Here is a 24,223-nt window from a genome sequence, read left to right as displayed (position 1 = left end):
CGAGCCAGCTCACGCCTAGTTTGCGGGAATCGTCACGACCGGCGCCTTGCTGCTCGTCTCGGCTTCCGCAAGCGCCATGAGGTTTTGCAGGACCGTGAACGCATATTTCGAGTCGAAGTCGGCGCGCTCGACCCAATAAGCCGTGCCGTCGTAGTCGATCGCGACATAAGCGTCCGCGGGCGCCTTCGGCCCCTGGTGCACGATGATGATCGGCCGCGTTTCGCCCCCAATCAGCCCGACGGTCGGTTTCGTCGCGCCGCTCTGCACCTGGGCGTCCGGTACCTGCACCTGCGCGCCGATATTCGTGAGGATGCCGAGTACCGAGCGCGTCACCATGGGAATGCGATTGCCGCCCTGCGCGGAGGGTCCATAGACGATCTCGTACGTGCGCGTGTCCGCCGCAAGATGGAGCAGTTCACGCACGCGCGCCAGGTCCGCCGAAACTTGCGGCGACTGCGCGCTGTTCATCGCGCCGAGTGCGAGGAACACCGTGTTCTTGCCGTTCTCGCTGCGCGACTCCACGTTCAGCTCGCCCGCCAGTTGCAGGCGCCGCAGCGCCTGGAGCAACTGGAAGAAACCCGCCGAGCCCGCGCTGCCCTCCCCGCCTAGCGCGCTGCCGTTCTGCAGCCCGCCGATCGATTGCGCGCCGATACGCAGCAGCAGATCGACCGGCATGCCGCCTTCGGCGAGCGGCATCATGAGTTCCGGCGCGAGCGGCCGGATGTACGCCGAAGCGAACGCTTCGCCCGTAGTTGGCGTGAACGTGAAAGTCGGGCGATTCGACCAGGAGATATTACCGGTCGCAAGCGCATAGTCCGGCTGCGCGCCTGAGCCGATATTGCCCGTGACGCCCGCCGTCGAATCGAATTGATACGCGGCGATGATCGAACTCACCGTGAGAAAGGCGGGCGCGTCGCCATAACGCAAACCGATCACGGCCGCGAGTATTCCGCGTTTATTTGCATCGCCGAGTGCTCTTGCGTAATCGACCTGGTCGGCGCGCAAGCGCGTTGGGCCGAGATGCACACACGCCGTGCCCAGCAAGGCCGAACACGAAACCGCCAGAATCGTCGCTTTTGAAATCATCGGAAGCCTGCGCGCCGGCCGCGCAAAGAGAGTGGGTCCGCGCGCACAGGTAGCAAGCGTTGTGCCCCGATATTTCAGAAGCGCAAGCGTGACCCTTCCGGAAATGACACCCTCAGGTCCGTGGCGCGCTCGATTGCGCCCGCGCCAGCAGCACTTCGCGGTCGCGCGCGTTCTGCGTGAGCGCGGCCGCGCGCTCGAATTCCGCTCGCGCTTCGGCATGGCGCGCCAGCTTTTCGAGCAGATCGCCGCGTGCGGCCGGCAGCCACGGATAGTGACGCAGCGAGGGTTCCGCACACAGCGCATCGACGAGATCGAGCGCCGCTTGCGGCCCTCGCGCCATACCCACCGCCACGGCGCGATTCAGACGCACGACGGGCGAGGCGTCGAGTTCGAGCAGCGCGTCGTAGATCGAGACGATCTGCGCCCAGTCGGTCTGCGCCGCGCTCGGCGCGCGCGCATGGCAAGCCGCGAGCGCCGCCTGCAGCGCGTATGGCCCAGGCGCACCCGCGCAGGCCGCACCGCGCGCGATCGCGGCAAGCCCGCGCCGGATCAATAGCGCGTCCCAGCGGCTGCGGTCCTGGTCGGCGAGCAGCACGGCGCGCCCTGCCCGGTCCACGCGCGCGGGCAAGCGTGAAGCCTGCAGTTCCATCAAGGCAACGAGGCCGTGAGCCTCGCCCTCGAGCGGAACGAGTTCCGCCAGCATGCGGCCTAGCCGCAGGGCTTCTTCGCACAGCGCAGGGCGCGTCCAGTCCGGGCCCGCCGTGGCCGTATAGCCTTCGTTGAAGATCAGATAAATCACTTCGAATACCGAAGCAAGCCGCGGCGCGAGGTCGGCGAGGCGCGGCACTTCGAACGGAACTTTCGCCGCCGCGAGCGTGCGCTTGGCCCGCACGATGCGCTGCGCGACGGTTGCCTCCGGCACGAGGAACGCGCGCGCGATCTCAGCCGTAGTGAGGCCGCCGAGCAGACGCAGCGTGAGCGCGGCGCGTCCCTCCTTCGGCAACACCGGATGACACGCCACGAACACGAGCCGCAGCAAGTCGTCGCCGATCTCGTCCTCGCGCGCGGCGTCGAGCGCCTCCACGAAGTCGGGCGCGAAGTGCGCTTCGAGCGCTTCGAGGTCCGCGCCCATCGCCTCGTGCGCGCGCGCATGTGAGGCCGCGCGACGCAGCCGGTCGAGGGCGCGATGTTTCGCGGCGGTCATGAGCCACGCTCCGGGGTTCTCGGGAATGCCGCTCACAGGCCAGCTTTCCAGCGCGGCGACGAACGCGTCCTGCGCGATCTCCTCGGCCACGCCCACGTCGCGCACGATGCGCGCGGCGTGGGCGATCACCTTCGCCGACTCGATGCGCCACACGGCCTCGACCGTGCGGCGCGTCGCCGTGAGTGGGTCGTGAGGGTCGCGCGCCTGCGTCACGAGCCGTGCGCGCCCTTTTCGATCGCGGCGGGCGACATGTACATCAGTTCCCAGATGTGGCCATCGGGGTCTTCGAAGCTGCGGCCGTACATGTCGGTGCCGCACTCCATCGGCGGGCGCTTCGAGGTGCCGCCCGCCGCGAGCGCCTTTTCGACGAGTCCGTCCACTTCCTCGCGCGACACGCACGAGAGGCAGGTCAGCACCTCGGTGCTTTCGCGGGCGTCCACGAGCGCCTTGTCGGTGAAGCCGCGCATGAAATCGAGGGTGAGCAGCATGGCGTACATGTTCTCGCCCAGCACCATGCAGGCGGCCTGGTCGTTGGTGAATTTCGGGTCGAACTTGAAGCCGAGCTGGCCGAAGAAGTCCATCGAGCGCTTGAGGTCGCGCACGCCCAGATTGACGAAGATGTGCTTATGCATGTTTGGAGCCTCACGGTGATCGAGCAAATGCTCAGGATGCCTTACGTTGTTCCTGCAGCTGGCGAAAACTCTCGACGCCCTCGCACTGCGGAAGTTCGTCGAGTTCATAGAGCTGCCGCACTTCGACCTCGCCCTCGGTGTGCTTGCCGAATGGCGAAGGGAACCGGCGCGCCCATTCGAGCGCTTCGTCGCGCGAGCGGACCTGGATGAGCGTATAGCCGGCGATCAACTCCTTCGTTTCGGCGAACGGGCCGTCGAGGATCGTGGGCTTGCCGTTCGTGTAGTGCACGCGGAAGCCGCGCGAGCTGGGCTGCAGGCCCGAGGCGTCGAGCAGCACGCCGGCCTTCGCCAGTTCCTCGTGATAGCGGGCCATTTCGGCGAATACTTCGACGTCGTCGGGCGGCTCGCCCGCTTCGGTCAGCGCATTGGCGCGCACCATGATCATGAATCGCATTGTCTACTCCTGAGTGTGACGTTCGGGTCGTTCGAGGCAAGCGGCACCCTTGGGGGCGCTCATGAACACGACGCGCGGGGCGCACGGAAATCGACAACGGACAGCGAAATCTTTTGCGTGCCTGGGGAAACTACCTGGAGAGGCACCCCTTCAGCGGAAACACGGACCAGTTTCGCGCACTTCGACGCTCGCCCATTGCGCCGCGGGACAGCGCTGCGCGATGGCCAGTGCCTCGTCGCGCGTTGCGCAATCGACAAGGAAAAAGCCGCCGATCATCTCCTTCGCCTCGGCGAACGGGCCATCGATGATGCTCGCGCGGCCTTCGCGCACCTGCACGCGTGCGCCGCCGGTGTCGGAGGTGAGCGCGTGCGCGTCGATCAGCTTGCCCTCGGCGCCGAGTTCGTCGGCGAACGCGACCATGCGCGCGTAGAGCGCCTCGCCTTCGGATGGCGCGCGCGTCTCGCGCTGGCCGCGCGGCTCGGCGATGAGCAGCATGAATGGCATGAAGGTGTCCTCTCAGTCAGCCTGCGATCCTGAAAGGCAAGAGTCTATTCCAGAAGGAGCGATGCGCGTCGCGACCGGGCGCGCTTTGAGGCGCTCACGCGTAGCGCGCGAGGAAGAGATCGGCGGACGACTCGGCGACCTGGCGCTGCTGCGCGTCGTCGAGCGGAGGCTGGCCCATTGCGACCTGCGGCCAGAACGCGAATGCCTTCACGATGCCGTGCAGTTGCTGCGAGGCGAATGCGGGATCGGTCGTTTTCAGGCGGCCATCGGCGGCGGCCGCGCGCACCCAGACCGTGAGGTCCTCTTCGCGCTCGCCGATGCGAGCCACCATGTCGCGTGCGCGCTCGGGCGAATGGATGCCCGCCGCGATCGCCACGCGCGCGAGCTTGAAGAACGCTTCGTCGCTCAGGAGCCGCAGCTTGCGCATCAGTAGCTCGACGAGCTGCGTGCGCAGCTGCTCGCCGGCGCGGTAGGCCGGCGCATCGGCGGTCGCGCTCGCGTCCCAGAGCTGGCACAGGATCGACGCGAACAGCGCCTCCTTGCTCGGGAAATGGTTGTAGACCGTGCGCTTCGAGACGTTCGCGCGCGCCGCAATACGGTCCATGCTCGTGGCGTCGAAGCCGGAGGCCAGAAATTCGTCGATGGCCGCCGCGACGATGGCGGCGCGCTTGCGGTCGGTCAGGCGTTGAGGGGTGGCGGGGATGCAATCCATTCCCAAATCTTACACCAGACAGTTTACTTTTCGCCAGAATGAACTACACTGTGCAGTCTACTTCCTGTTTCCAAAGGCAGCCGCCGACATGACCTCGCCTTTCGCATCGCTGAGCCGTACCTTGGGCCTGAGCGCCGCACAACGCGGCCGCGAGCTCTCGTCCACCTCGCCGCAACACGATGGCGAGCGCTTTCGCAACGTGCGTCCGCGTCCGGCCGAGGGCCTCGGCAAGACGCTGAAGATCATGTGGAACATGATCTTCCACAAGCCGGGCGGCACCATGCCCGCCGGCGCGCTGCCCGTTCAGGCGCTCACGCGCGAGGAGCTCGAGGCCGCGCCCGACCGCAGCGTCTACCGGCTCGGCCATTCCACGCTGCTCTTCAAGCTGCGCGGCCACTTCTGGCTCACCGACCCGGTATTCGCCGAGCGCGCCTCGCCGTTCCAGAACCTCGGGCCCAAGCGCTTTCATGCGCCGCCCATCGCGCTTGCCGATCTGCCGCCGCTGCGCGGCGTGATCCTCTCGCACGACCACTACGACCACCTCGACCGCGAAACCGTGCTCGCGCTCGCCGCCACGACGGGCGTATTTCTCACGCCGCTCGGCGTGGGCGACCGCTTGATCGAATGGGGCATCGACGGTGCGAAGGTGCGTCAGTTCGACTGGTGGCAAGGCGCAAATGTCGAGGGCGTCGAGTTCACCGCCACGCCTGCGCAGCATTTCTCGGGGCGCAGCCTGTTCGACGGCAACAGCACGCTGTGGGCTTCGTGGGTGATCGCGGACGCCGACCTGCGCGTGTTCTTCAGCGGCGACACCGGCTACTTCGACGGCTTTCGCACGATCGGCGAGCGGCTTGGCCCCTTCGACGCGACCTTCATCGAAACCGGCGCGTACGACCCGCAATGGCCCTACGTCCACATGCAGCCGGAGGAAACGGTGCAGGCACACGTGGATTTGCGCGGCGAGTGGCTCGTGCCGATTCACAACGGCACGTTCGATCTCGCGATGCATCGCTGGCAGGACCCGTTCGAGCGCGTGACCGGCCTCGCGCTGGCGCGCGGCGTGACGCTCTCCACACCGCGCATGGGCGAGCGGCTCGATCTGGCCGAGCCGCATCGTGGGGAGCGCTGGTGGCGTGAGGTGGCGGAAAGCGCGGAGCCGCCGCGCACGGCGCGCCGGTGGTTCGCTTGCCGCGATGCGCGCGAAGCGCAGTCCTAACTCCCATCCTCACATCTCCCTCTATATACCCCGCGCGCCATACGAACGCGCGCGGGCACACCGGCTGCTCGTTCCCCGCTTCTTCCCCTTCGCGGCAAAAGTCTCCTAAGCTTTTGCATCGGGGCCCGCATCGTACGGAGCCTCTTCATCCCGCCCCTTCACCCCTTCACGGGATTTCCCCAGGCTGACAGCCCGCGATTTCTGGCATTAAATAAATCAACTTGATTTATTTAGTCGGCGACGCAGTTCCAGGCCGACCTGCTTTGCATAGGACCGGAGCGAGCGCCAAAGCGCCCACTCCGGATCGACAGGAGGAGACACGTGAGAAGTCCGCATGTCGGTCAGGGCAGCAATTCCGCCAACGTCCGCCGCTTCAACGAACGCCTGCTGCTGCAGGCGCTGCGTCGCGCGGGCGAGGCGTCGAAGGCCGACCTCGCGCGTCTCGCGAATCTCACGAGCACCGCGGTGGGCACCATCATCACCTCGCTCACGGCCAATGGCCTGATCGAGGTGAGCGGCCGCCGCGACGGCCAACGCGGCCAGCCCGCCTCGCTGCTGCGCCTTTCGCCGCGCGGCGCGTTCGCCATCGGCGTGCGGCTCGACCGGACCAACATCGAAACCGTGCTCGTGGATTTCGCGGGCCACATGATCGAGCGCCGCTCGCGCGACATGCTGCTGCCGCAACCCTCGGTCGCGCAGGAGATCGTGCAACGCGACATCGCCGAGCTATTGGGCCTCCTCACGACAGAGGAACGCAGCCGCCTCGCCGGCATCGGCGTGGCGCAGCCGTACAACCTCGGCAGCTGGCTGCGCGAACTGGGCCTGCCGGCGGACACCTTCCGCGTGTGGAACGATGTCGATTTCGCGGGCGAACTCGCGCGCGCCACGGCGCTGCCCGTGTTCAGCGAAAACGACGGCAACGCGGCTGCCATCGCCGAGATCTTCTACGGCTGCGGGCGCCAGCGCGACGACTTCCTCTACCTGTTTCTCGGCCCGGCGATCGGCGGCGGCATCGCCATCGACGGCGACTGCGTGCGTGGCCTCACCGGCAACGCGGGCGATTTCGCGGTGATGCCCGTGCCGCCGAGCCGCCTGCCCTCGGCGCACAAGCCGCCCGGTCAGTGGGACATCCTGCTGTCGCGCGCGTCGCTCATCGCGCTGCGCCGCCATCTGCAGTATTGCGGCGAGACGATCGACAGCCGCGCCGATCTGGAAGCGTGCATCGCGCGCGGCCACCCCGGCGTGCAGGAGTGGCTCGACGACTGCATCGATGCGCTCGCCCCCGCGCTGCGCTCGGCATTCTGCGTGCTCGACGTGCCCGCCGTGGTGCTCGACGCCGACGTGGACGCGGGCCTCATCGACACGCTCATGCAGCGCCTGCGCCTCGCGGTCGCGGCCACCGCGCCGGAAGCGCGCGGCACGCCCGCCCTGGTGCGCGGCACCTTCGGTCCCGATGCGGGGGCGCTCGGCGCGGCCACGCTCCCCATGTTCTTCAACTTTTCGCCGCGCGCGGGCATCCTCATGGGCGCCGGCGCACAAACTTACGCTCAAGCGCAGGAGGAGAGCCATGTCGCCCTCTGAGTCCACGCCGCCGCTGCTGGAAATGCGGGGCATCACCAAGACCTTCCCCGGCGTGCGCGCACTCGACAACGTGCGCCTCACCGTCTACCCCGGCGAGGTCCATTCGCTGATGGGCGAGAACGGCGCGGGCAAGTCCACGCTGATGAAGATCCTCTCGGGCGCCTACCAGGCCGACCCCGGCGGCGAGATCCTCATCGAAGGCAAGCCGGTCGTGATCGACGGGCCGCATGCGTCGCGCGCGCTGGGCGTAGCCGTGATCTATCAGGAGCTGAGCCTCGCGCCCAATCTCTCGGTTGCCGAGAACATTCATGCGGGCCGCGAACTGCGCAAGGGCGGCCGCCGCTTCGGCACGGTCGACCGGCGCGCCATGGAGCGCGGCTGCGAAGACGTGCTCAAGCGCCTCGGCGCGAGCTTCGGACCCACCACGCTGGTCGGCTCGCTTTCCATCGCCGAACGGCAGCTGGTGGAAATCGCACGCGCAGTCCACAGCGACGCGCGCATCATCGTGATGGACGAGCCCACCACGCCGCTTTCCTCGCGCGAAACGGAACGCCTTTTCAAGCTCATCAACCAGCTGCGCGACGAAGGACTGGCGATCATCTACATCAGCCACCGCATGGCCGAGGTGTACGAGTTGTCGGACCGCGTTTCCGTGCTGCGCGACGGCAGCTACGTGGGCACGCTCATGCGCGATGCGCTCAACGCGGAAAGCCTCGTGAGCATGATGGTGGGCCGCGATATTTCGGGCTTCTACAAAAAGGCGCACGCCCCGTACGATCCGGGCAAGGTCGTGCTCACCGTGCGCGACGTGGCCGACGACAAGCGCGTGCGCGGCTGCAGCCTCGACCTGCACGCGGGCGAAGTGCTCGGCATTGCTGGCCTCGTGGGCGCGGGCCGCACCGAGCTTGCGCGCCTCATCTTCGGCGCGGAACCGCGCTTGCGCGGCCAGATCGCCATCGACGGCAAGACGCTCAACGTGCACACGCCGCGCGACGCGATCAACGCGGGCCTCGTCTACCTGACCGAAGACCGCAAGCATCAGGGCCTCTTTCTCGACATGAGCGTGCGCGACAACATCAACGTCGCCGTGGCCGGGCGCGACGCGCGCATGGGCGTGCTCGACCTCGCGCGCGGCGGCGAGCGCGCGAAGGAAGCCATCCGCTCGCTCTCCATTCGCGTGCCGAACGCGCGCGTGAACGTGGGCGCGCTCTCGGGCGGCAACCAGCAGAAGGTGCTGCTTTCGCGCCTGCTGGAAACGAAGCCGCGCGTGCTGATTCTCGACGAGCCCACGCGCGGCGTCGATATCGGCGCAAAATCCGAGATCTACCGCATCATCAACGACCTCGCCAAGACCGGCGTGGGCATTATCGCGATTTCGAGCGAGCTGCCCGAGATCATCGGCGTGGCCGACCGCGTGCTCGTCATGCGCGAAGGCGTGTTCGCCGGCGAGCTTGGCGGCTACTCCGGCAAACCCATCAGCCAGGAAGCGATCATCGAACTCGCCACCGGCTCGCAGCACCCGCTCGACGAAGCCGCTTGACCTTCACCGCATACGCAAGAAACGTCCCTCAGGAGTACGACATGAAAAGCATTCTTCCCCGGCACGGTGTCGCGGCCTCGCCCACACAGCCCGCGCAAGGCGCTCAACCCGCACGCAGCGTCGCGGTCGACGGTCATCGCCAGCGCATGAAGTCGCTCGTGCGCACCGCCGGCATGCTGCCGGTGCTGGTGCTGCTGTGCATCGGCTTCGGTCTGCTCACCGATGGCTTCTTCACGCTGGAGAATCTTTCGATCGTCACGCAGCAGGCGTCGATCAACATCGTGCTCGCCGCCGGTATGACCTTCGTGATTCTCACGGGCGGCATCGACCTCTCGGTGGGCTCGATACTGGCCGCTGCCGCCATGGCCGCCATGATCGGCTCGAACTTCGCGGGCTGGGGCTGGGTCGGCGTGCCCATGGCGCTCGCGGTGGGCCTCGGCTTCGGCCTCATCAACGGCGCGCTCATCGCGCTGCTGCGCCTGCCGCCGTTCATCGTCACGCTCGGCTCGCTCACGGCGGTGCGCGGCATCGCGCGCCTCATGGGTCACGACACCACGATCTTCAACCCGCAGTTGTCGTTCGCCTTCATCGGCAACGGCACGGTGCTCGGCGTGCCCTGGCTCGTGATCATCGCGCTCGTGGTGGTGGCCGGCTCGTGGTTCGTGCTGCGCCGTACCGTGCTCGGCCTGCGCATCTACTCGGTGGGCGGCAACCCGGAAGCGGCGCGCCTCTCGGGCATCAAGGTGTGGGGCATCGAGATGTTCGTCTATGCCGTGTCGGGCCTGCTCGCGGGTCTCGGCGCGGTGATGTCGGCGGCCCGTCTCTACGCAGCCAACGGCCTGCAACTGGGCCAGTCCTACGAACTCGACGCGATCGCCGCGGTGATTCTGGGCGGCACGAGCTTCGTGGGCGGCGTGGGCTCGATCATCGGCACGCTGATCGGCGCGCTCATCATCGCCGTCCTGACCAATGGCCTCGTGCTGCTCGGCGTCTCGGACATCTGGCAGTACATCATCAAGGGTCTCGTGATCGTCGGCGCCGTGGCGCTCGACCGCTACCGCCAGCGCGGCTCGGCCCGTACCTAAGCGAGCATTCGATACAGCATCAGCCAGAAACAGGCGCGAGCGCAGGCGGTCCTGCTGCGCTCGCCCGGAAAGCACCCAAACAGGACCCCTCAGGAGACAACCTCATGTTCAAGAAAAAAGTCGTTCTCGCCGCTGCCGCCCTCACGTTCGGTTTCGCACTGCAAGGCGCGCATGCCGCCGACAAGCAGCTCAAGTCGATCGGCATTACCGTGGGTTCGCTCGGCAACCCGTACTTCGTGACGATCGTGCAGGGTGCGGAAGCGAAGGCCAAACAGATCAATCCGAATGCCAAGGTCACGGCCGTTTCCGCCGACTACGACCTCAACAAGCAGTTCACGCAGATCGACAACTTCATTTCGGCGCACGTGGACATGATCCTCCTGAACGCGACCGATCCGAAGGCGATCTTGCCGGCGGTGAAGAAGGCGCAGGCGGCCGGTATCGTGGTGATGGCCGTGGACGTGGCCGCCGCGGGCGCCGACGCCACCGTGCAGACCGACAACGTGAAGGCCGGCGAGATCTCGTGCGAATACCTCGCGAAAAAGATCAACAACACCGGCAACGTGATCATCCAGAACGGGCCGCAGGTCTCGGCCGTGATCGACCGCGTGAACGGCTGCAAGCAGGTGCTCGCGAAGACGCCCGGCATCAAGATCCTCTCCGACGACCAGGACGCCAAGGGCTCGCGTGAAGGCGGCATGAACGTGATGCAGGGCTACCTCACGCGCTTCCCGAAGATTGCCGGCGTGTTCGCCATCAACGACCCGCAGGCCATTGGCAGCGACCTTGCCGCGAAGCAGCTGCATCGCACCAACATCGTGATCACGTCGGTGGACGGCGCGCCCGATATCGAAACGGCGCTCAAGACCGATACGCTGGTGCAGGCCTCGGCGAGCCAGGACCCGTGGAAGATGGCGCAAACGGCCGTGCAGGTGGGCTACGACATCATGAACGGCAAGAAGCCCGCCAACCCGATGATCGAAATGACGCCGCAGCTCGTCACGCGCGACAACGTGGGCAGCTACAAGGGCTGGTCGTCGCAGCACTAAGCCCTGGCGTTGCATGAGCACGGGATGGCCCGTGCTCATGCAGTCAAGCAAGCACGGCGTCCTTCGTCACCACGCGGCGCGGAATGATTTTCAGGTCGTAGAACGTGTCCGCGATCTTCTGCTGCTGCGCGATCACGGCGGCGTCGATGGGCCGATATTCATGCGCGTAGTGCGTGAGGCCGGTCTGGATCGTCGCCGCATCGAGGCCCTGGATCGGTGAGAGTTTCGCGGCCGCTGCCGCCGTGTTGGCGCGCACCCATTGCCCCGTCTTGCCGAGTTCGTCCAGCGCGATCGCCAGCGCGTCCTTGCGGTTTTGCGCGAATTCGCGCTGGCTCAGGAAGAACTGATGATGGCTCGCCACGCCGCTGGCGTCGGCAAGCAGGCGTGCGCCGTCCTGCGATTCGACGGCAGCGAGGAACGGGTCCCAGATCGCCCACGCATCGATGGCGCCGCTTTGCAGCGCCGCGCGCGCGTCGGCGGGCGCCAGATACACAGGCTGCACGTCGCCGATGGAAAGACCCTGCTTTTGCAGCAGCGCGACGAGAAACCAGTGCACGTCCGAGCCGCGATTCAGGCCGATCTTCCTGCCCTTCAGTCCCGCCACGTCACGGATTGGCGAGTTTTTCGCCACCACCACACCTTCCGCGTGCGGCGTGGGCAACTCATACGCCGTGTAGACGAAGTCCGCGCCCGCGGCCTGGGCAAACACCGGCGGTGCCTCGCCCACATATCCGAAGTCGATCGCGCCCACGTTCAAGCCTTCGAGCAATTGCGGGCCGGCCGGGAATTCGGTCCACGATACCTTGATGCCGAGCGGCGCGAGGCGCGTTTCGAGCGTGCCGTTGGCCTTGAGCAGCACGAGCGTGCTCGCGGCCTTCTGGTAGCCGATGCGGAACTGGTCGGGCTGATATTTCGCGAACGCAGTGGCGGGCAGCGCCGCGCCGGCGAGCGTCGCGCCCAGCGTGGCGAGGAAGTGGCGGCGGGTATAAGGTCTGGGCGACGTGGGGCGAGTCATCTTCAGCGCTTCCGTGTTGGCATGGGGCATGCACCCACACGGCACAGCCCTCGAAGCGTTGATGCTACCGGGCCGCACGCGTTCGCAGAACCGATGTTTCGCGCTAAGCAAATCACGCCGGCAGGAATACGCGGGCGCCCTACGTGCCGGCCGTCATGTGCGGATTGGGCGACATATGCGCCCCGTTCGCGCGATACCAGCGCACGAACGCCTCCGACGGCATGGGCCTCGCGTAGAAAAAGCCCTGGATATACGTGACGCCGCGCGCACATAGATAGTCGCGCTGCACCTGCGTTTCCACCCCCTCGGCCACGAGCCGCGCGCCAAGGCTATGCGCGAGATCGATAATGGCGTCGAGCACGGCCGCCTTGCTGCCTTGCGCATCGATGGTGAGCACGAAGCCGCGATCGATCTTCAGGATATCGAATGGAAATTTCTCGAGATAGGAGAGCGAGCAATATCCCATGCCGAAGTCGTCGATGGCGACCCTCACGCCCTCGCGCCGCAAGGTCACCAGATTGCTGCGCGCCTGCTCGGTATTGCGCACCAGCGTACGCTCGGTGATCTCCAGCGTGATCGTCGCGCCGTGCGGCGCCACGGCCGTGCGCAGCGCCTGCACGTCGCTCACGAGCTGTACGCCCGACAGATGCTCGGGCGCGAAGTTGACACCGAGGTGAAAGCCCGGCGCGACCTCCCATGTGGCGACGTCGCGCTCGATGAGCTTCAGCAGATGCTGCGTGAGCGGCACGATCACGTGCTCTTCTTCGGCTACCTGAATGAACTCGTCCGGACGGATCGCGCCCGTGCCTGGCCGCACCCAGCGCAGCAAGGCCTCCACGCCCTCGCAGCGCCCCGTTTCGACGCCGTAGAGCGGCTGATATTCGACATGGAATTCGTTTGCGCGTATGGCTCGCAGCAGTTGTTCGCGGCGCGACTGCCCGCTTTGCTGCAAGCGGCGCACGAGCCAGACGAGCCACGCCGAGAAGGCAGCCGCCCACGGCATGTAGCGCAGCAGCAGGGCACGCCAGTTCTCCAGAATGCGCTCGGGCCGCCCATAGATCTTCAGATCGATTGTGGCGCCCGACATGCGCTTTTGCACATCGACCAGCAACGGTGCGCCACGCACGTTCACGAGCGCCATGGCTTCGCGCAGCACGGCGCCCTCGCCCACCCTCAACTCGGCCTGGCGAAACACCGTGAGCGGGGCCGCGCCATGCAGCAGGTCCAGCAGATACTGCACGTCCACCACGGCCACGACCGCGCGCCCCGCTTCGCCCGCGACGCCCACCAGCAGCGAGGGGCGGTTGCGCACCATCGGCGTGTCGTCGACGATCAGCAGCCACTCGTCCTGCGAGGCCTGCGCGCTGCCATTGAGCCAGCCGCCATCGGGGACCGCCTGTTGCGAGTACGCGGACGAGCAGTCGATGCGGCCTTCGTAAAGGATGTCGAGCTTGCGCACATAGGGCACGGCGGCAGCCTTGCGCGTGAGATCCGGCGAGAGCGTATCGCACGCTTCGTTCGCACGCGGCGCGAACGTGCGCGCCGCACTCTGCGCCGTCTCGACGATCGACACCACCTGCCCGACGATAAACGCAGAAGCGAGGCTCGCCTCGCGCTGCGCAATGCGTTCGGCCTCGTAACGCCCGAGCGCGACGCACAGCAGGATCGGAATCAGCGCCACGACCAGCAGCACGAGCAAACGCGAGACTCGCGAGCGGACCGCGCCGGGGTTGGGCGAGACTTCGGGCAAGGCGTCCTCCGCACCAGGGCCGTCATGGGAGCGGCTACGGTATGACGCCAACATACACCAACGCGCCAGCAGCGGGCGCGCGCGGTGCCCCGCGCACGCAAACGTCAGCTAACGTGAACGCCCATCATGCGCATTCGATGCGGTTGCGGCCGCCCTTTTGCGCGCGCTAGCGCGCGAAGTCGCTGCGCTTGAGCGCAGCTTCGGCGCTCACGCGCTCCTGAATGCGCCGCGCGACGCTTTGGGCGCCTTCGAGATCGGCGGCGACCCCGCAAGCCTCAGGTGTCGCCGCGCCGGCGGAACACCCACCATCCCAGCAGCGCCGTGAAGGTCGCGACGAGCACCACCATGAGCCAGAAGCCGTGGCGGTTTTCCGCGAGCGGAATGCCGCCCACGTTCATGCCGAAAAAACCCGCGACGATGTTGATCGGCAGAGCGAGCACGGTGACGAGCGTGAGCGTGAAAAGCGTGCGGTTGTTCTGCTCTTCGAGACGCGCGGCAATTTCTTCCTGCAAGAGCTTGATGCGCTCGACGAGTCCGGCCATGTCGCCGAGCACGAGCGAGAACTCCTCGGTCGCCTCGCGCAGGTCCTGCATGTCCGGTGTCTGGAGCCAGCGCGGCGGGCGCGCGAGCAGACGGAAAATCGAGCCCGGCTCCGGCGCGAGCATGCGTTGCAGGCGCACCAGAATGCGCCGCATGGCCGCGAGTTCATGGCGGCTCGCAGAGCGGCGCGAGGCGAGAAACTGGTCCTCGGCGCGATCGACGTCGACACTCGTGCGGCGCACGATCTCCACCATGAGGTCCGCCTGGTCGCGCATCAGGTGGATCAGCAGCTCGGCCGGCGAACGGAACGTCTCGCCGTTGCGCACATAGCCGCGCAGACGGTCGATGGAGCGCAGCGGCTTCAGGCGCGCCGTGACGAGAATGCGCTCGTGCGTGTACGACCAGAGCGTCGCGATCTGCGAGGGCGTGAGTTCGAAATCGAACATCACGTCGTTGACCACGGCGAACAGCCCGTTGTCCACGTGTTCGATACGCGTGGAGTGCGAGCCTTCCACGAGCATCTCGAAGAATGCGTCGGGCAGGTCGAGATGCGCGCGCATCCACGGTTGCGCCGCGGCGTGGGCGAGATTGAAGTGCAGCCAGTAAAACGTGTCGTCGCGCGCGGCCTGCGGCTCGCCGCTTTCGTGCGTGTGCCGCAACGCCTCAAGGACGTCGTCGCACGAGACGGGCTGCCCAGGCTGGCCCGGCGTGAAGCGAAAACCGCAAATGAGGCCCGACAGGTCGGCGCCATACGTTGCGACGGACGAAGCGAAATCCATGGTCGTCATGGCCGGTTGATCGGCGCACAGCATGCCACACGCGTGCTTTGACAGGCAAGCGCGCGAATCGATGCGCCGACACGCGCGGGTCATGTGCCCATGTTAAGCCACGCCGGCCAAGCCGAGCTGGGTGCGGCCGAGCGGCGTGAGATCCGCCACGCCCGCCCGATCCGCCAGATCGGCTTCGATATGCTCGGGGGGGAAGTCGGGCGGGCTGCGGCCTTCGAGAAAGCTCGGCAACTGGCGCTGCAAATAAGCATCGTTCTTCGCGCAACCCGGCGTGGCCGGAATGTACATCACATTGCTGTAGCCGGTGCCGCGGTGCTCGTCTTCCACGGAGTGAATCACGTCGCAGTGCCAGAACACGGTGTCGCCGGGCTGCATCTGAGGAATCGAAATCAGTGCGTCGATCAGCGGCGCATGCCACTCGGCGCTGATCGGCAGCCCACGGCCCGGCTGGGCGCCGCACAAGTCGTCCTCGGCCACGTCGTCCTGCAGCGCGCGCAAGAGGACGTACGCCATGGCGTTGGCGATGGGCACGATCTGCAGCGTGCCGTCGCCGGGGCCCTGCGGCGTAAGCGCGGTCCAGCCCTGGAAGGTGCGGAACATCGAAGAGGCGATGCGCGAGGGAATCTCGCTCGCGTGCGTGCGGTACGCGCCGTCGAACGGGTCGTAGCGCCGCCAGTCGCCCGAGAACACATGGCGATAGACCTGGCGGAAATTCTCGTCGACCCAGCGCTCGACCGCACCGCCGTCACAATGCGCGGCGAGGCCGGGCGCAGCCGTTCCGGGCGGCCGGCGCCGCAGACGGTCGGCGTAGACTGGCACGACATCGGGATCGAAATGCACGCGCCCTTCGCTCTCGTGACGCCACAGGCGGTTGAGGAAGACGCGCGCGGCCGTCAGTTCGGCGGACTCGCGCGCCTGCACCTGCGGCCGCGACCAGTAGAGGCCATAGATCAACGGGCGGCTCGCCTGCGGCGGGAGGGCATTGCGCTGGGCCGCGCGTTCGGCGGCACGGGCATCGAGGTCGTTGCGCGCCACGTAATCGGCAATTTCGGCGTCCCAGCGAGCGGCCTGCTCGGGCTCGAACACGCGGCGGATCACACAGGCGCCGCGCGCCTTCACGAGCGCGATCGCCTCCGGGCTCACGCGCTGCGCCTGAATGTCGGCGAACGCGATCTCCGGGATCACGGGTTCGCCCGCCTCGCGCAGCCGGGCGATGTGCCGCGCTTCTTCGCCTATGGCCTGCGCGACCTCCTCGAACACTTCGCGATAGTTCGGCAGTTGCGCGCGCAACATCCGCTTGGCCTGCCGGATCGCGGCCGGGAGATCGTCGATTTGAAGTGCCGCCATGCGTGTCTCCATCGGGGTTGAATGCCGTCGTTTGATCGCAAGCATACGCCTCAATGGCGCTCGTCTGGCGTTAGCCGATTGGCATCGCTCTCTTCAGGTGCTCGAATTTTTAACAGATAAACTTGCAAGTCTACCTGTTTATCTTCATGATTCGATGACACATCCCAGCCGAATGCGTGTGAATCGCCATGTCTCCCAAAACTCCTGAACCCGCCGTCATCGACCTCATGCAGGCGATCGGCATGCTCGTGCGTCGCACGCGCAACGAGTCTTATGCGGGCGCTCTCTCGATGACCGAGTCCGTCGTCATGTCGCGGCTCGCCAACGACGGTCCCGCCACGATTGCCGCGCTCGCCCGCGCCGAAGGCATGCGGCCCCAGTCGATGGGCGCCACCGTCGCGGCGCTCGAGGAGATGGCCCTCGTCACGCGTACGCCTCACGCGACCGATGGCCGTCAGCTCCTCATCGATCTGACGCAAAAGGGCAGGCAACTGCGCAAGCAGACCCGCGACGCGAAACAACTGTGGCTCTCGCAAGCCATCGCGGACCTCGACGAAGACGAGCGCGCCACGCTTTTCAAGGCGGGCGACATCATGAGAAGGCTGGCCGAACGATGAGCGGCACGCGTGAGCCCGGCGGTGCCGGCAACCGGATTCCCGCGTCGGTCTGGAAGGTCGCCATCGTCGTCTCCATCGGCTCGTTCATGGCGCAGATGGATTCGACGCTCGTAAACGTCTCCCTCTCGGCCATCGGCCATGCGCTCCACTCGCCCGTTGCCACGACGCAGTGGATCATGAGCGGCTACCTGCTGGCCATGGCGCTCATGCTTCCGCTCAACGGCTGGCTGGTGGACCGCGTCGGCGCGAAGCGGCTCTATCTCTTCGCCTTCACGGCCTTCACGCTCGCTTCGGTACTGTGCGGCGCGGCGCAAAACATGGGGGAACTGATCGGTGCGCGCATCGTTCAGGGCCTCGTGGCCGGGCTGCTCGCACCCATGGCGCAGATGATGATCGGGCGCGTCGCGGGCAAGAACATGGAGCGCGTGATGGGCTACGCCACGCTGCCCATCCTGCTCGGGCCGATCCTCGGCCCGGTGCTCGCCGGCGCCGTACTCGCGCGGGCCGCCTGGCCCTGGCTCTTTTTGATCAACGTACCGATCGGCATACTCGGCGTCACACTGGCCGCACGTTTGCTGGCGCCCGACGCCGCTCGACCGCAAAGGCGCCGCTTCGATTTCGCGGGCTTTGCGTTGATCTCGCCTGGTCTCGCCATGCTTGTCTATGGATTCCAGAGCGCCATGCACGCCGAAGGCGCGGGGTTTCTGCTAGCCGGTGCTGCGCTGCTCGCGGGATTCGTGTGGCACTCGCTACGCCGGCCAACGACAGCGCTGATCGACGTGCGCCTCTTTGCGAACCGGACGTTCGCGGTTCCCGCCATCACGCAATTCTTCGCCAACGGCATCATGTACGGACGGCAGCTTGCCGTTCCGCTCTACCTCATAGCGGGCTGCGGCCTGAGCGCCGCGCATGCGGGCTGGCTGCTCGCGGCCACGGGCGCAGGCATGATGGCCTCATTCGCCTGCATGGGTTTTCTCACCGAGCGTCTGGGCTGCCGCGCGCTCGCGGCAGGCGGCGCGCTGCTGGCGCTCGTCGCCACGCTTGCGTTCTTGTGGATGAGCGGCCATGCGTTTTCCACGAGCCTCGCGTTGGCGAGTCTCTTTATCGCGGGCGCGGGTCAGGGAACCATTAGCATTCCTTCGATTTCCGCCGCGTATGCCCGCATACCGAAGGCGCGGCTTCCCGTGGCGAACACCGCGTTGAATATCGCGCAAAGAATTGGCGGCCCGGTCGCCACGACGCTCATCTCCATCGCGGTTTCTCTCGCCGTGCCGAGTTCTTCCGCCGCCGAACCGCGGCAATTCCTGCCGGCCTTCGCGGCGCTCTGCGGGCTGCATCTCCTGTGCTTCGCGGCGGCCATGCTGCTGCCGGCGCGAGTACGTCGCGCAAACGATGGCTGACGCCCGCTTACGCCATTTCATCTGCCGCACTTCGGCGCTGCCGCCGGAAGAACTGCCACATCATCGCCATCGCGTCGGGGCCTCGGTCCGAATGAAACGCTTCGCGCGGATCGCCGCCGCTCCATGCATGCCCGAGGCCGCGAACCACGCATACACGCACGACGAGCCTGCCCGACTTGACGTAGTCGGTATACGCCACCGCGTCGCGGCTATAGGTCCGGATCTCGCCGACGCGTAATTCGCCCTGCGTGTCGAGCAGCCGGTTGACACGCGCGAACTGCATGCCGAGTTGCACGGCGTTGCGCTTTGCCACGACCGCGTCGATTTCGCCCTGCACGACGAAGGCCGGCACACCGGGATGGGCGGCGACATCGAGAGCGGCATCGACCAGATGCACCGGGTCTTCGCGGCTGCCGTGGCGCATGACGCTTATCGCGCTCATGGTGGAACTGGCCGCGTCGAAAACCGGGCCCGAATGCAGGCCCACTGCCGCGAACCGCCACGGATGGCGCATCGCGAGCACGGACGCAAGACCCGCTCCCGCCGAGATGCCCGCCAGGTAGATGCGCTCGTGATCGAATCCGTGCTCGCGCGCGATGGCATCGACGAGCGAGCCGACCGCTGGCGCTTCCGACTGCGCATGATCGCCGTGCCAGTGCCAGCATCGCTGTGCGTGCGCCGTTTTCGCCTGCTCGGGAAGCAGCACGCCGAAACCCGCACGATCCGCCAGCCGGCAAACCCGCGTGCCCGCGGCGAACGACTCCGCCGTCTGCTTGCAGCCGTGCAGCATGACCACGAGCGGCAGGCCCGTGGCGCTGGCCGCACCGGCGGGCAAATAGAGCGCATACGCGAGATGATTGACGAGATGCCCGGCCCTGGGCGGCGCGGAATGATAGGAGCGGATCCACCTGCCGGCCGTGCCCGTCGGCTGCGCACGCCCCACATGCGCCTTCCCGGCGCGCCTCGCCGGTTTGGCTGCCGGCCTCGCGACCTGCGCGGCCTTGGCGGGCGCCGTTTTGCGTGCGGCGGCCCTTTTCTTCGGTCGCGGTGCGCTCATGCGGGTGAGCAATTCGAGACCTTTGAGCCAGACGCTGGTCTTTTTCCTGGGCATGAGCAATGGCGGCAGGGCGTTTTGTTCACGTCACGCCAGGCGGCACACGGCGGACAGCGCAAATACAACGATCACAGCGATCGCGCCGCTGCGAGTACGACCATCATAACGGCCCTGACCTCGCGCTGAATTTTGCGTGACCGCGCGCCCTCCGCGTCACACGTGTCGCGGCGCTATAATTTCGGCCACCACCGCACGAGACGACCGCCGAACCGTTCGGCATTACCTGCTTTGCGTCATCCCCGTGACTGCTTCCACGCCAAACGCCTCGCCGCGCCCCACGCTGTTCGGACTCTTTCTGATCTTCAGCCGCATCGGCATGACGAGCTTTGGCGGCGGCTTGAGCGGCTGGCTGTTGCGCGAATTCGTCCACGATCGCGACTGGATCAGCGAAGAGGACTTTCTCAACGGCCTCGCCCTCTCGCAGGCGCTGCCCGGCATCAACGTGAAAAACATGGCGATCTGGATCGGGCACCGGCTGCTCGGCTGGCGCGGCGCCGCCGTGGCCGTAACGGGCATCCTCGTGCCGCCCGCGTGTCTGATCGTCGTGATCGGCAGCGTGGTCGGCGCGCTCATCTTCCATCCGCTCACGCAGATTCTGATCGCAGGCGCCGCCGCGGCGGCCACGGGGTTGTCGCTGTCGATGGGCGTCGTCACCGCTCGGCGCGTGAGGCGGCAGGGGCTCCCGCTGCTGCTCATGGCAGCGACCTTTCTTGCGATCGGCATTCTGCGTTTGTCGCTGGTATGGGTGGTCGTGGCAGGCGGCACCGTGAGCGTGCTCTACGAATACGCAGCGATCCGCCGGGGTGCGCGATGAATGGACGCCTGCTCGGTCAGCTAGCCGCCATTTTCGCGCCACTTTCGCTCGTGACGATCGGCGGCGGCCAGGCGATCGTCGCCGAAATCCAGCGCCAGGTCGTGGACGTGCATCCGTGGATGACGCATTCGCAATTCGCCGCCGACTTCGCGATTTCACGCATGGCGCCGGGTCCCGGCTCGCTGCTCGTCACGTTGATCGGCTGGCAGGTCGCCGGCTTCTGGGGCGCGCTCGTGGCGACCGCCGCGCTCCTGCTGCCAACCGCGATCCTCATCTACGGCATCACGCATATCTGGGGTCGCTATCAGGGCGCGGCGTGGCAGTTGGCGCTCGAGCGCGGCCTGCGTCCCATCGCGGCCGGCATGATGCTCGCGGCGGGCTGGGTGCTGCTCAAGTCGCTCAACGGCGGCCTGCCCGCGAAGGCCATCGCCGTAATGTCCCTTTGCGTGTTGCTCAGAACACGGGTGAGTCCGCTTGTCCTTCTATTTGCCGGCGCACTCGCGCTCTTTGGCGTCAGCCTGATCGGCGCGGACCTGCCGCATTGGCTCCAGGTACAGCTCACGTAAAAAAAATCCCGCCGTTGCAACTCCACGGGAATAGCAATCGACCTTCAGCGGTATACCCATTGCAGTCTCCGTTGATTCGACCGTGCTCCAGCCGGTCGCCGAACCATGCTATTTAATCAGGAGTTCGAAATGACCATCCGCCGCCCGATTTTCGCCTTGCTCGTCGTGACGACTTGCATCGGCGCTGTATCCACCGCGTCCGCACAAGGACTCACGCGTGCCCAGGTGCGCGAACAGTTGATCGAAGCGCAGGCCAACGGTTCGCAATTCGTGACCGATAGCTCGTATCCAGACGTGAGCCCCATCTCCGCGCAGCAAGTCGCGCGTGCGAAGGCACAGCATCAACAGCAGGAACCGGGCGGCATGGGCGCGCCCATGCAGGGCACGAGCGACGCCGGCGCACCGCACACGACGACGTGTGTCGGGCCGGTGAGCTTCTGCAACCTGTATTCGGGTAGCTGAAAGCGATCGCGATACGCACTCGCGCCGCCCCCCAGAGCCGAACGCCCCGCTCGCAACGAGCGGGGCATCTCGCGCACCTGTTCGGCGTCGCCCCTTTCCTTTCCTGAGCAGCCTGACCAGCCGCAAAGTCAGCAAAGCGTCATCTTCGATGCGCCGCGCATGCGTCGTTACGCCTGAGTGCCGATTTGCGTGCGCTACAGGACAAACCCTGCCCCCCAATTGCCTTGTGGCGTGACTACACTATGGTCGTCGGCACTCGTTTGCTATCCGCGATCGCGTGCCGCCCGCCAGCACGATGACCACTGGGAGGTGTGCTGTGCTCCGCCTGTCTTTCGCCCGCACTTCGCGCCCTGCGGCGGCGCTTGCCCTCGCGCTTGCCAGCGCTTTCTGTTACGAGGCGAACGCGGCAACGCCGCCTCCGGCCGCCACCAAACCGCCCGCCAACAAAGCCGCCGCCAATAAGGCCGCTAACGACAAGGCGGCAAGCGCTACGGCGGCTAGCGACAAAGCGGCTGGCGACAAAGCCGCCGCCCCGAAGGCTAGCGCCGAGGCCACCGCGCCGGCGGCCGTGGCCACACCCGACTTCTTCTCGCTCGCCGAGCGCTACGGCCCCGCCGTCGTGCACGTGATCGCGCGCAGCCCCGACGACCCGTCCGCGCCGCCCGAGCAGGAAGCCATCGACGACGCCGATCCTTTCTTCGCGTTCTTCAGTCGCGCGCCGAAGCCGGCGTCCGACGCCGAGGCCAGCGGACCGCGCGTGATGACGGGCGCGGGCTCCGGCTTCATCGTCAGCCCCGATGGCGTCGTGCTGACCACGGCGCATATCGTCGACAGCGCCGAGCAGGTGACCGTGCGGCTGACGGACAAGCGCGAGTTCAAGGCGGAGGTCGTTGCCGTCGACCCGCAAAGCGACGTTGCCGTGCTGCAGATCGACGGCCACGATCTGCCGTTCGTGAAGCTCGCCGATACGGCGAAGGTGCACGCCGGCGAACCGGTGCTGTCGATCGGGTCGCCGGACAGCTATCAGAACACCGTGACGACGGGCATCCTCAGCGCGACCTCGCGCACGCTGCCCGACGGCAAGGCGTTCCCGTTCCTGCAGACCGATGTGGCGGTCAACCCCGACAACTCCGGCGGCCCGATCTTCAATCGCGCGGGCGAGGTGATCGGCATCGGCGTGCAGATTTACGCGGATGGCGGCCGCTACCAGGGCCTGACCTTTGCGATTCCAATCGACGCCGCCAACCAGTTCCGCGCCCAGTTGCAGGCGCGCAAGGCGGCGCCCGCCGCCAGCGCCAATGCGGCGACCGCGGCAAACGCGGGCAACGGCGGCACGATCCGCACCTTCGGCATGCAGGTCGAGGACGTGAGTCCCGGGCTTGCGGCGGCGCTCGGCTTGCCGCACGCGGGCGGCGCGCTCGTCGACGCCGTCGATCCCGGCTCGCCCATCGGCAAAGCGGGCATCCGGACCGGCGACGTGATCGTGCAGGTCGGCACCAAACCCGTCGACCGGGCCGCGACGCTCGCCGCCGCGCTGGCTGCCGTGCCGCCGGCCACGCCGGCGTCGCTGAAGGTGATCCGCAACCGCCAGCCCGCGGTGGCCGGCTTCTCGAACACGGCGTTCGAGGCGAAGGCGGCGGATGCGGATGCGGCGGCGACAGGAGCGGCCGCTGGGACTGCGGGTGCGACAGCAGCTCAAGCAACCGATGCCGCACAGGCGGTGGAGAAGACCGACGCGCCGGTCGCACCCGCAGTAGCCGATCCGGTGAGCAAGGCCCCACCGTCTGACGTGAAAGCCGTCAAAACGGTGATGGCGGACCCGAACGCGCAGGCCGCCACCGCAACACCGGCTCCGCGCCATGCCGCCGACCGACTCGGTCTGATCGCGCATGCGCTGAGCGCCGAGGAAAAGCGCTCGACCGGGTTGCCGCTTGGTTTGATGGTGGAAGCCTCCACTGGGCCGGCTGCGAGCGCGGGTGTGCGGGCTGGAGATGTCGTGCTGTCGCTCGATGACACGCTGGTCGAATCGCAGGAGCAAGCTGTCGCGCTCGAGGCGAAGGCGACGAAGAGCATGTCGCTGTTGATTCAGCGGAATAATGCGAGGAGCTTTGTGGCTGTGAAGGTCAGGTGATTGGCGCTGCGCTCGGTTCCTGGCCGCTTGTGCGATTACCTGTTTTCGCGTCGGTGTGCATGCGTTGCCCCTGTGCGGGGCGGCACCTACTTTTCTTTGCAGCCGCAAAGAAAAGTAGGCAAAAGAAAGCGGCTCAAACCGCTAATGCCTGCCACAGTTCACATCGCGCCGCTAACGGTGAATGGCTCCGGAGCGTCTGTCACCTCGCACCACCAAAGTGAGTGACAAGGCAGTCATTCATCCCGCTGCGCGCTACGCGCGCAGCGGTTGGGGCTGCATGGGAAACCAGGGGCGCTGTCAGCCTCGGCGAGGATGCACGCGCACCAATGGTTTCAGGTTATGCCCTTCGGCGCGCGGAGCGCCGCCGGAAGGATGACTGCCTTGTCACCAACTTTGAAGGTGCGGAGTGACAGACGCTCCGGAGCCATTCACCGTTAGCGGCGCGATGTGAACCGTGGCAGGCGCTAGCGGTTTGAGCGGCTTTCTTTGCCTACTTTCTTTGCGGCGGTGTATGGACCGGAAACATGGGTAACAGGTGTGCGGGGACATGGGTAACACATGATCCGCTCATTCGGGATGGTCCAGGTTGATGGTTCCGAAATGATGATGCAGGAAA

Annotated in this window: 22 protein-coding genes; 11 read left to right on the top strand and 11 right to left on the bottom strand. The window is 66.7% G+C overall.

What is annotated here, in order from left to right:
• Positions 1-15: 15 nt before the first annotated feature.
• The 6 genes from AB4Y43_RS20160 to AB4Y43_RS20135 all read right to left on the bottom strand — a co-directional run bounded on the left by AB4Y43_RS20160 (position 16) and on the right by AB4Y43_RS20135 (position 4,592).
• Complete coding sequence (locus AB4Y43_RS20160; RefSeq protein WP_368728609.1) at positions 16-1,086, bottom strand: hypothetical protein; 1,071 nt, start codon at positions 1,084-1,086, stop codon at positions 16-18.
• Between the two features lie 112 nt (positions 1,087-1,198).
• Complete coding sequence (locus tag AB4Y43_RS20155) at positions 1,199-2,503, bottom strand: RNA polymerase sigma factor (protein ID WP_368728608.1); 1,305 nt, start codon at positions 2,501-2,503, stop codon at positions 1,199-1,201.
• Entirely contained in the window at positions 2,500-2,922 is a 423-nt protein-coding gene (locus tag AB4Y43_RS20150; protein ID WP_342947465.1) for a VOC family protein, read from the bottom strand. Before AB4Y43_RS20150 ends, AB4Y43_RS20155 begins: the two co-directional genes overlap by 4 nt.
• Before the next feature lie 31 nt (positions 2,923-2,953).
• A complete protein-coding gene (locus tag AB4Y43_RS20145) occupies positions 2,954-3,376 on the bottom strand; it encodes a YciI family protein (RefSeq protein WP_069269061.1) in 423 nt (140 codons plus the stop codon).
• 150 nt (positions 3,377-3,526) lie between these two features.
• Positions 3,527-3,880 (bottom strand): YciI family protein, encoded by a 354-nt coding sequence (locus tag AB4Y43_RS20140; RefSeq protein WP_368728607.1) that lies wholly within the window; start codon positions 3,878-3,880, stop codon positions 3,527-3,529.
• A 94-nt stretch (positions 3,881-3,974) separates the two neighbouring features.
• Positions 3,975-4,592: a TetR/AcrR family transcriptional regulator gene (locus AB4Y43_RS20135; protein ID WP_368728606.1), complete on the bottom strand. Its 618-nt coding sequence runs from the start codon at positions 4,590-4,592 to the stop codon at positions 3,975-3,977.
• A gap of 88 nt (positions 4,593-4,680) precedes the next feature.
• Here AB4Y43_RS20135 and AB4Y43_RS20130 point away from each other — a divergent pair, with 88 nt between their 5' ends.
• The 5 genes from AB4Y43_RS20130 to AB4Y43_RS20110 all read left to right on the top strand — a co-directional run bounded on the left by AB4Y43_RS20130 (position 4,681) and on the right by AB4Y43_RS20110 (position 11,063).
• Positions 4,681-5,808, top strand: a complete 1,128-nt coding sequence (locus AB4Y43_RS20130) for an MBL fold metallo-hydrolase (protein WP_368617283.1) — start codon at positions 4,681-4,683, stop codon at positions 5,806-5,808.
• A 321-nt stretch (positions 5,809-6,129) separates the two neighbouring features.
• Positions 6,130-7,389 carry an ROK family protein gene (locus AB4Y43_RS20125; RefSeq protein WP_368728605.1) on the top strand — a complete coding sequence of 420 codons (1,260 nt, stop codon included), beginning with the start codon at positions 6,130-6,132 and terminating at the stop codon, positions 7,387-7,389.
• On the top strand, positions 7,376-8,929 hold the full coding sequence (locus tag AB4Y43_RS20120) for a sugar ABC transporter ATP-binding protein (RefSeq protein WP_368728604.1): 1,554 nt from the start codon (positions 7,376-7,378) through the stop codon (positions 8,927-8,929). The genes AB4Y43_RS20125 and AB4Y43_RS20120 overlap by 14 nt, the downstream gene beginning before the upstream one ends.
• Positions 8,930-8,970: 41 nt before the next feature.
• Entirely contained in the window at positions 8,971-10,014 is a 1,044-nt protein-coding gene (locus tag AB4Y43_RS20115; protein WP_368728603.1) for a ribose ABC transporter permease, read from the top strand.
• A 104-nt stretch (positions 10,015-10,118) separates the two neighbouring features.
• Positions 10,119-11,063, top strand: coding sequence for an ABC transporter substrate-binding protein (locus AB4Y43_RS20110; protein WP_069269054.1), 945 nt, complete (start codon positions 10,119-10,121; stop codon positions 11,061-11,063).
• A gap of 43 nt (positions 11,064-11,106) precedes the next feature.
• Here AB4Y43_RS20110 and AB4Y43_RS20105 read toward each other — a convergent pair whose 3' ends face one another.
• From AB4Y43_RS20105 to AB4Y43_RS20090, 4 genes are all read right to left on the bottom strand, one after another.
• On the bottom strand, positions 11,107-12,078 hold the full coding sequence (locus AB4Y43_RS20105) for a sulfonate ABC transporter substrate-binding protein (RefSeq protein ID WP_342947459.1): 972 nt from the start codon (positions 12,076-12,078) through the stop codon (positions 11,107-11,109).
• Positions 12,079-12,217: 139 nt separating this feature from the next.
• Positions 12,218-13,828, bottom strand: coding sequence for an EAL domain-containing protein (locus tag AB4Y43_RS20100; RefSeq protein ID WP_368683533.1), 1,611 nt, complete (start codon positions 13,826-13,828; stop codon positions 12,218-12,220).
• 275 nt (positions 13,829-14,103) lie between these two features.
• The gene (locus tag AB4Y43_RS20095) at positions 14,104-15,147 is read right to left on the bottom strand and encodes a transporter (protein ID WP_069269082.1); all 1,044 of its coding nucleotides are present in this window, start codon (positions 15,145-15,147) and stop codon (positions 14,104-14,106) included.
• A 102-nt stretch (positions 15,148-15,249) separates the two neighbouring features.
• Entirely contained in the window at positions 15,250-16,503 is a 1,254-nt protein-coding gene (locus AB4Y43_RS20090; protein ID WP_368728602.1) for a DUF1479 domain-containing protein, read from the bottom strand.
• A gap of 188 nt (positions 16,504-16,691) precedes the next feature.
• Here AB4Y43_RS20090 and AB4Y43_RS20085 point away from each other — a divergent pair, with 188 nt between their 5' ends.
• On the top strand, positions 16,692-17,120 hold the full coding sequence (locus tag AB4Y43_RS20085) for a MarR family winged helix-turn-helix transcriptional regulator (protein ID WP_368728601.1): 429 nt from the start codon (positions 16,692-16,694) through the stop codon (positions 17,118-17,120).
• Entirely contained in the window at positions 17,117-18,520 is a 1,404-nt protein-coding gene (locus AB4Y43_RS20080) for a DHA2 family efflux MFS transporter permease subunit (protein ID WP_368728600.1), read from the top strand. Before AB4Y43_RS20085 ends, AB4Y43_RS20080 begins: the two co-directional genes overlap by 4 nt.
• Positions 18,521-18,527: 7 nt before the next feature.
• Here AB4Y43_RS20080 and AB4Y43_RS20075 read toward each other — a convergent pair whose 3' ends face one another.
• Complete coding sequence (locus tag AB4Y43_RS20075; RefSeq protein ID WP_368728599.1) at positions 18,528-19,631, bottom strand: PHB depolymerase family esterase; 1,104 nt, start codon at positions 19,629-19,631, stop codon at positions 18,528-18,530.
• Positions 19,632-19,875: 244 nt separating this feature from the next.
• Between AB4Y43_RS20075 and AB4Y43_RS20070 the strand changes: the two genes are divergently transcribed.
• From AB4Y43_RS20070 to AB4Y43_RS20055, 4 genes are all read left to right on the top strand, one after another.
• Positions 19,876-20,448 carry a chromate transporter gene (locus AB4Y43_RS20070; RefSeq protein WP_368617277.1) on the top strand — a complete coding sequence of 191 codons (573 nt, stop codon included), beginning with the start codon at positions 19,876-19,878 and terminating at the stop codon, positions 20,446-20,448.
• Positions 20,445-21,014 carry a chromate transporter gene (locus AB4Y43_RS20065; protein ID WP_342947453.1) on the top strand — a complete coding sequence of 190 codons (570 nt, stop codon included), beginning with the start codon at positions 20,445-20,447 and terminating at the stop codon, positions 21,012-21,014. Before AB4Y43_RS20070 ends, AB4Y43_RS20065 begins: the two co-directional genes overlap by 4 nt.
• A gap of 129 nt (positions 21,015-21,143) precedes the next feature.
• Positions 21,144-21,476 carry a DUF4148 domain-containing protein gene (locus AB4Y43_RS20060; protein WP_342947452.1) on the top strand — a complete coding sequence of 111 codons (333 nt, stop codon included), beginning with the start codon at positions 21,144-21,146 and terminating at the stop codon, positions 21,474-21,476.
• A gap of 316 nt (positions 21,477-21,792) precedes the next feature.
• Positions 21,793-23,607: a trypsin-like peptidase domain-containing protein gene (locus AB4Y43_RS20055; RefSeq protein ID WP_368728598.1), complete on the top strand. Its 1,815-nt coding sequence runs from the start codon at positions 21,793-21,795 to the stop codon at positions 23,605-23,607.
• The last annotated feature ends 616 nt before the right edge of the window (positions 23,608-24,223 follow it).

The sequence above is a fragment of the Paraburkholderia sp. BR10872 genome (genome assembly GCF_040965835.1).
Classification (GTDB): Bacteria; Pseudomonadota; Gammaproteobacteria; order Burkholderiales; family Burkholderiaceae; genus Paraburkholderia; species Paraburkholderia nodosa_A.
The sequence above is the reverse complement of the archived record's forward strand: the minus strand, read 5'-3'. Positions and strand labels throughout refer to the sequence as shown.

Coding starts and splice junctions, on each gene's coding strand:
- AB4Y43_RS20160 (WP_368728609.1), bottom strand. CDS start 1,086: ATGATTTCAAAAGCGACGATTCTGGCGGTTTCGTGTTCGGCCTTGCTG.
- AB4Y43_RS20150 (WP_342947465.1), bottom strand. CDS start 2,922: ATGCATAAGCACATCTTCGTCAATCTGGGCGTGCGCGACCTCAAGCGC.
- AB4Y43_RS20145 (WP_069269061.1), bottom strand. CDS start 3,376: ATGCGATTCATGATCATGGTGCGCGCCAATGCGCTGACCGAAGCGGGC.
- AB4Y43_RS20140 (WP_368728607.1), bottom strand. CDS start 3,880: ATGCCATTCATGCTGCTCATCGCCGAGCCGCGCGGCCAGCGCGAGACG.
- AB4Y43_RS20135 (WP_368728606.1), bottom strand. CDS start 4,592: ATGGATTGCATCCCCGCCACCCCTCAACGCCTGACCGACCGCAAGCGC.
- AB4Y43_RS20130 (WP_368617283.1), top strand. CDS start 4,681: ATGACCTCGCCTTTCGCATCGCTGAGCCGTACCTTGGGCCTGAGCGCC.
- AB4Y43_RS20120 (WP_368728604.1), top strand. CDS start 7,376: ATGTCGCCCTCTGAGTCCACGCCGCCGCTGCTGGAAATGCGGGGCATC.
- AB4Y43_RS20115 (WP_368728603.1), top strand. CDS start 8,971: ATGAAAAGCATTCTTCCCCGGCACGGTGTCGCGGCCTCGCCCACACAG.
- AB4Y43_RS20110 (WP_069269054.1), top strand. CDS start 10,119: ATGTTCAAGAAAAAAGTCGTTCTCGCCGCTGCCGCCCTCACGTTCGGT.
- AB4Y43_RS20105 (WP_342947459.1), bottom strand. CDS start 12,078: ATGACTCGCCCCACGTCGCCCAGACCTTATACCCGCCGCCACTTCCTC.
- AB4Y43_RS20095 (WP_069269082.1), bottom strand. CDS start 15,147: ATGGATTTCGCTTCGTCCGTCGCAACGTATGGCGCCGACCTGTCGGGC.
- AB4Y43_RS20090 (WP_368728602.1), bottom strand. CDS start 16,503: ATGGCGGCACTTCAAATCGACGATCTCCCGGCCGCGATCCGGCAGGCC.
- AB4Y43_RS20085 (WP_368728601.1), top strand. CDS start 16,692: ATGTCTCCCAAAACTCCTGAACCCGCCGTCATCGACCTCATGCAGGCG.
- AB4Y43_RS20080 (WP_368728600.1), top strand. CDS start 17,117: ATGAGCGGCACGCGTGAGCCCGGCGGTGCCGGCAACCGGATTCCCGCG.
- AB4Y43_RS20075 (WP_368728599.1), bottom strand. CDS start 19,631: ATGCCCAGGAAAAAGACCAGCGTCTGGCTCAAAGGTCTCGAATTGCTC.
- AB4Y43_RS20065 (WP_342947453.1), top strand. CDS start 20,445: ATGAATGGACGCCTGCTCGGTCAGCTAGCCGCCATTTTCGCGCCACTT.
- AB4Y43_RS20060 (WP_342947452.1), top strand. CDS start 21,144: ATGACCATCCGCCGCCCGATTTTCGCCTTGCTCGTCGTGACGACTTGC.